This window comes from Azospirillum sp. (assembly GCF_035627195.1).
Lineage (GTDB): Bacteria > Pseudomonadota > Alphaproteobacteria > Azospirillales > Azospirillaceae > Azospirillum.
Map to the genome: position 1 here is coordinate 21121 of NZ_DASPMG010000038.1, position 6000 is coordinate 27120.

General features: G+C 69.8%; 6 protein-coding genes and 1 pseudogene. 6 read left to right on the forward strand and 1 reads right to left on the reverse strand.

Features of this window, described 5'->3' with window-relative positions; all coding sequences use genetic code 11:
- The first annotated feature begins 88 nt into the window (after nt 1-88).
- The 4 genes from VED21_RS03075 (at nt 89) to VED21_RS03090 (ending at nt 3591) form a co-directional block, all read left to right on the forward strand.
- Nucleotides 89-430 carry a hypothetical protein gene (locus VED21_RS03075; protein ID WP_324880839.1) on the forward strand — a complete coding sequence of 114 codons (342 nt, stop codon included), beginning with the start codon at nt 89-91 and terminating at the stop codon, nt 428-430.
- A gap of 17 nt (nt 431-447) precedes the next feature.
- Nucleotides 448-2415, forward strand: a complete 1968-nt coding sequence (gene asnB, locus VED21_RS03080) for an asparagine synthase (glutamine-hydrolyzing) (RefSeq protein ID WP_324880840.1) — start codon at nt 448-450, stop codon at nt 2413-2415.
- Nucleotides 2412-2561: a hypothetical protein gene (locus VED21_RS03085; RefSeq protein ID WP_324880841.1), complete on the forward strand. Its 150-nt coding sequence runs from the start codon at nt 2412-2414 to the stop codon at nt 2559-2561. The genes asnB and VED21_RS03085 overlap by 4 nt, the downstream gene beginning before the upstream one ends.
- A gap of 181 nt (nt 2562-2742) precedes the next feature.
- On the forward strand, nt 2743-3591 hold the full coding sequence (locus VED21_RS03090) for a DUF2279 domain-containing protein (RefSeq protein ID WP_324880842.1): 849 nt from the start codon (nt 2743-2745) through the stop codon (nt 3589-3591).
- 3 nt (nt 3592-3594) lie between these two features.
- Here VED21_RS03090 and VED21_RS03095 read toward each other — a convergent pair whose 3' ends face one another.
- Nucleotides 3595-4677 (reverse strand): sugar-transfer associated ATP-grasp domain-containing protein, encoded by a 1083-nt coding sequence (locus VED21_RS03095; RefSeq protein ID WP_324880843.1) that lies wholly within the window; start codon nt 4675-4677, stop codon nt 3595-3597.
- 172 nt (nt 4678-4849) lie between these two features.
- On the opposite strand from VED21_RS03095, the gene dcd reads away from it, so the two are divergent.
- Nucleotides 4850-5404: a dCTP deaminase gene (dcd, locus tag VED21_RS03100; protein WP_324880844.1), complete on the forward strand. Its 555-nt coding sequence runs from the start codon at nt 4850-4852 to the stop codon at nt 5402-5404.
- Between the two features lie 62 nt (nt 5405-5466).
- Nucleotides 5467-6000, forward strand: a pseudogene (locus VED21_RS03105) (UDP-N-acetylglucosamine 1-carboxyvinyltransferase); the annotation flags it as partial.

The window sequence follows — 6000 nt, forward strand, 5'->3', positions numbered from 1 at the left end:
GGCGGCGCCATGCCGCCCGTGCTTGACAGCGCGGGCGGCGAGCCGATCTACTGCCCAGCCTTTTCCCGGTAAGACAGGGTCGGATCCCATGGCGCCCAACAAGAAGAACCCCCTCGGCCTCAACGCGCTGCAGCTGAAGACGCTGACGCTGCTCCAGGAGATCGCCCGGGTGGAGAACAGCCCGGTCGAGGAGGAGGAGGGGGCCTTTCTGGTCACCCGCCTGCCGCACGCGCACGGCGACCACTTCCACCTCGGCCACTACGTGGTGGCGGGGCGCGACGCCACCGGGCTGCAGAACCAGGCGGTGTGGGTGGCGCTGGGCCGCAAGGGGCTGGTCCGCCAGGACGAGAAGGGCGCGGTGATCACGCCGGCCGGCATGGGCTACGACACCGGCCTGCGCGAGGCGATCCTGCACGGCTCCGACCACTAAGCGTACGGTATCCGAACGTGTGCGGCTTCTGCGGTTTCGTCGCTTCCTCCTCCAGCCGGACTGCGGTCGGGCTGGAGGCGGCCGTGCGCCGGATGAACGCGACGATCACCCACCGCGGGCCCGACGGCGACGGCGTGTGGGTGGACGGGGCGGCCGGCGTGGCGCTGGCGCACCGCCGCCTCGCCATCGTCGATCTGTCGCCGCTGGGCCGCCAGCCGATGGAATCGGCCGACGGCCGCTGGGTCATCGCCTTCAACGGCGAGATCTACAATTTCCAGGACCTGCGCGCGGAACTGGAGGCCAAAGGCCACACGTTCCGCAGCCATTCCGACACCGAGGTGCTGGTCGAGGCCTGCGCGGCCTGGGGCGTCGCGGCCACCGCCCGGCGCCTGATCGGCATCTTCGCCTTCGCGCTGTGGGACCGGCAGGAACGCGCGCTGCACCTCGTGCGCGACCAGCTGGGCATCAAGCCGCTGTACTGGGCGCGGATGGACGGCACGCTGCTGTTCGGATCGCAGCCCAAGGCGCTGCGCGCGCACCCGGACTTCCGCGCGGACATCGACCGCGACGCGCTGTCGGCCTATTTCCGCTTCGCCTACGTACCGGCGCCGCACAGCATCTACCAGGGCGTGCGCAAGCAGGAGCCGGGCACCATCCTGACCTTCCGCGGGACGGCCGAGCCGGAACGCACCGTCTATTGGGACCTGGGTGCCGTGGTGCGCGGCGGCATCGCCGACCGGCTGGACCTGTCGGACAAGGACGCCACCGACCGGCTGGAAGCGCTGCTGATGGACGCCGTCGGCCGGCAGATGGTGGCCGACGTGCCGCTGGGCGCCTTCCTGTCGGGCGGCATCGACTCCTCCACGGTCGTGGCGCTGATGCAGGCGCAGAGCGACCGGCCGGTGCGCAGCTTCACCATCGGCTTCAAGGAGGCCGGCTTCGACGAGGCGGTCGACGCGCGCGCCGTGGCGGCGCACCTGGGCACCGACCACACCGAGCTGACGGTCGAGCCGCACCACGCGCTGGCCGTCATCCCGAAGCTGGCCGAATGGTACGACGAGCCGTTCGCCGATTCCTCGCAGATCCCGACCTTCCTGGTGTCGGAGATGACGCGCCGGTCCGTCACCGTGGCGCTGTCGGGCGACGGCGGGGACGAGCTGTTCGCCGGCTACAACCGCTATTTCCTGGGCTCGAAGCTCTGGCGGACGCTGGCGCCGCTGCCGGCGGGGCTGCGTGGGGCGGCGGCGGGTCTGATCCGACGCGTACCGCCGGGGCGCTGGGACGCGCTGTTCGGCCTGCTGCCGGTGCGCGGGCTGCCGCGCCTGCCCGGCGACAAGCTGCACAAGCTGGCCGCCGTGCTGTCCGCCGCCGGGCCGGACGCCCTCTACCGCGACCTCGTCAGCCAGTGGAAGGAACCGGACGCGCTGGTGCTGGGCGGGCGCGAGCCGCATGGTGCCGTGTGGGACGACGCGCGCGGTCTGTCCGACTTCGTCGAGCGCATGCAGTACCTGGACGCCGCCACCTACCTGCCGGACGACATCCTGGCCAAGGTGGACCGCGCCAGCATGGCCGTGGCGCTGGAGGCGCGCGTGCCGCTGCTCGACCACCGGGTGGTGGAGCTGGCGTGGCGCCTGCCGGGGCACCAGAAGATCCGCGACGGCAAGGGCAAGTGGCTGCTGCGCCAAGTGCTGTACCGCCACGTGCCGCCGGCGCTGGTGGAGCGGCCGAAGATGGGCTTCGGCGTGCCGATCGACTCCTGGCTGCGCGGCCCGCTGCGCGATTGGGCCGAGGATTTGCTGGACGAGCGCGCGCTGCGCGAGGATGGGCTGCTCGACGCCGCCCAGGCGCGCCGGCTGTGGGCCGAGCACCTGTCGGGCACGCGCAACTGGCAGTACCGGCTGTGGTGCGTGCTGATGTTCCAGGCGTGGCAGAGGCATTGGCAGAAGGCGCCGGAGGCCACCCCGCTGCCGGCGGACGCGGCATGACGGAAAAGACGAAGGCCCCGGCCCCGAAGAAGGGCGACGATCGCCAGGACCGTCTGGCCGAGCGCCTGCGCGAGAACTTGCGCAAGCGCAAGGAGCAGGCGAGAGCACGGGAGAAGGCGGACAAGGACGAGCAAGAGACGATGTAGGTTGGGTTGAGCCGAAGGCGAAAACCCAACGTGTCCGCATCGTCGATGGCGTTGGGTTTTCGCTGACGCTCAACCCAACCTACGGTTCCGGTTCGTTGGATTATCCTTTTGCCCAGAACCGGCGGGCGGCGGCCCGTGTTTCAATGGCTTCGTGCTTTATTCCGCGGCACGGGGCTTTGCCATGCGGCTTCCGGTGCTCCCTCTGCTCTTTCTTGCCGTGTTCGGCATCTCACCCGGTGTGCGGGCCGAACTGCTGCCGGGCAGCTGGAAGGCGGGCGACTGGAGCCGGGAGGACAAGGCGCTGGCGCTCAACCTCGGCGCCGCGACGCTGGCGCTGGGCTGGGGGGCGTGGTCGTGGGACTGGGGGGCGTCCGGCCCGCGTTTCCAGGACGAGGGGTGGTTCCGCCGCGATACCGGCGAGGGCGGGGCCGACAAGCTGGGCCACGCGTGGTCGGCCTACGCGCTCAGCCACCTGTTCGCCAACCGCTACGAGGCCTGGGGGTACAGCCGCAGCGCGGCGGCGCGCTATGGCGCCCTGTCGGGCGTGGGGCTGATGGGGCTGGTGGAGGTCGGCGACGCCTTCAGCGACGACTACGGCTTTTCCTACCAGGACATGCTGTTCAACACGCTGGGGGCGGCGTTGGGTTACGTGCTGTGGCAATACCCGGAGGTCCACCGCAAGATCGACTTCCGCGTCGAGTACAACCCGTTCCGGCGCGGCGGCTATCAGGCGGACGTCTTCACCGACTATGACCGGCTGAAGTACCTGATCGCCGTGAAGGCCGACGGGTTCGATGCGGTGCGCGACCCGCTGCTGAAACACCTGGAGTTCCACGTCGGCTTCTACGCGCGCAATTACGCGGATCATGGCGGTTCCAGGTCGGCCGACCTGCGCGAACAGCACCTGTACGTCGGCATCGGCCTGAACCTGACGCGGCTGCTGGACCCGTACGTCAGGACCGGCGGGGTGCTGCACTACGTCCAGCCGCCGTACACCTATGTGCCGGTGAGCCGGCGGGTGGACCGGTGAGCGCTACCCGGCGGGGCCGGTGTAGGCGAGGATGCCGTGGTGTTCGTAGAAGGCGCGCAGGGCCGGGGCGTGCAGCAGCGGCCCGTGCACCTGGAAGACGTCGACGCCGCTGTAGCTGTTGCCCTCGATGACGACCGGCCCGTCGGGGCCGACGGCGACGTCCCAGCCGACGTAGCGCAGGAAGGGCAGGTGAACGAAGGCGCCCAGCGTGCAGGCCAGCACGTCCGTCCACAGCGGCACCGTGCGGCCGGCGATGCGCAGGCCGGTGTCGGGATGCGCCTGGACCGGTTCCACGTGCCCGCTGCTCAGCCGGCGGACGCCGGGGCCGATCGCACCGGTCGCCGGATCGACGGGGAAGGACAGCCCGCCACGCGAGAAATTGTCGATCGCCCCCGACGCCCGTGTGCCGACGCGCAGTGCCGCGGCGCCCACGAAGGGTTTGCCGTTGTGCGGATCCCGCACGGCCAGCACGCGCAGCGTGTTGGTGGTGCCGGGCCAGAAGGCGGCCATTTCCGGGTGCTGGGCGACGCCGAGCGTCACGACGTAGTCGTGCCCGCTGCGGCGCAGGCGGTCCAGGAAGTCGTCCCCGCCGAACCGCTGGCCGTCGACGGTGACGGCGCCGCCGCCGACGGTGGCGCGGATCAGTCCGCGCCCCATGGCGCCCTGGGCCGGCTTGGCGTAGATCGTCGCCGGGATTTCACCGCCCAGCAGCGTGTTCCAGGACTGGGCCAGGACGGTGACCGTGCCGTCGTACAGCGCCGCCAGCATCTCCGGCTGGCGGGCGACCGTCTGCAGCGCCTTGTAGAGCACGAACTTGTCGTCCAGCACCAGCCCGTGCGGCCCGTTGATGTTGCGCGCCATGTGGCGCTGTACGTCGCTGAGGAAACCGTCGAAGCTGCGCGTCTCCATGGACAGCAGCCGCCACTTGTCGGCCAGGAAGCCGCGCCGCCACAGCGCCGCGCGGACCTCCGGGTCGAGGTCCGGCTGAAGCGTTTCGTTCTTCGCGCGCAGCCGCCGGGTAACGGTGTGATGCAGGCCGGTCCAGTCGGCGAAAGGCGGGCGATGGGGGCGGCGGCTGGGCGTCACGGCCCCGGTCTCCGGATCAGGCAGGAATGGCTGCCAAGCTACAGGAGCGGGTCAGCCAAAGGAAAGGGTGGTCATTGATCCCATTTCGTTCCCTTGTGCCCCCGGTCACGCTCGGCTAGAAACCGTTGTTCACGACATTCTGGGCGACATTCTGGACGGGGAGTTGGGGCCGATGGGCATCATGCCGGATAGCTGGATCCGCGAAATGGCCGAGACCAAGGGCATGATCGAGCCCTTCGTCGACCGCCAGGAACGCGCCGGCGTCATTTCGTACGGCCTCAGCTCCTACGGCTACGACGCGCGCGTGGCCGACGAATTCAAGATCTTCACCAACGTCGACAACGCCATCGTCGATCCCAAGGCGTTTTCCGACAACAGCTTCGTCGACCGCAAGACGGACGTCTGCATCATCCCGCCCAACAGCTTCGCGCTGGCGCGGACGGTGGAGTACTTCCGCGTGCCGCGCGACGTGCTGGTCATCTGCCTGGGCAAGAGCACCTACGCGCGCTGCGGCCTGATCGTCAACGTGACACCGCTGGAGCCCGAGTGGGAAGGCCACGTGACGCTGGAGATTTCAAACACGACGCCCCTGCCGGCCAAGGTCTACGCCAACGAGGGCCTCTGCCAGTTCCTGTTCCTGAAGGGGGACACGATCTGCGAGACCTCGTACGCCGACAAGTCCGGCAAGTACATGGGCCAGAAGGGAGTGACGCTGCCGCGGCTGTAACGGCCGCGCGGACCAAGGGAGCCCATCCGCCACCCCGGCATCACCACGCAAAGCACGACATCATGGACAAGATCCGCATCCGCGGCGGCAAACCCCTGCGCGGCAGCATCGTGGTCGGCGGCGCCAAGAACGCCGCCCTGCCGCTGATGACCGCCAGCCTGCTCACCGACGGCACGCTGACGCTCACCAACCTGCCGATCCTCGCGGACATCAACACGCTGTGCAACCTGCTGCTCCAGCACGGCGTGGCGATTCACATGAACGGCGCGGGCGGCGAGTGCGCCGGCCGCGCGGTGGATTTCACGGCGAAGGACATCACCAACACCACCGCCCCCTATGACCTTGTGCGCAAGATGCGCGCGTCGGTGCTGGTGCTGGGGCCGCTGGTGGCGCGCTGCGGCGAGGCCAAGGTGTCGCTGCCCGGCGGCTGCGCCATCGGCGCCCGCCCGGTCGACCTGCACATCAAGGGCCTGGAGCTGATGGGTGCGCAGATCGAGATCACCGGCGGCTACATCGTCGCCAAGGCGCCCAAGGGGCTGCACGGGGCCGAGATCGTCTTCCCCAAGGTGTCCGTCGGCGCCACCGAGAACCTGCTG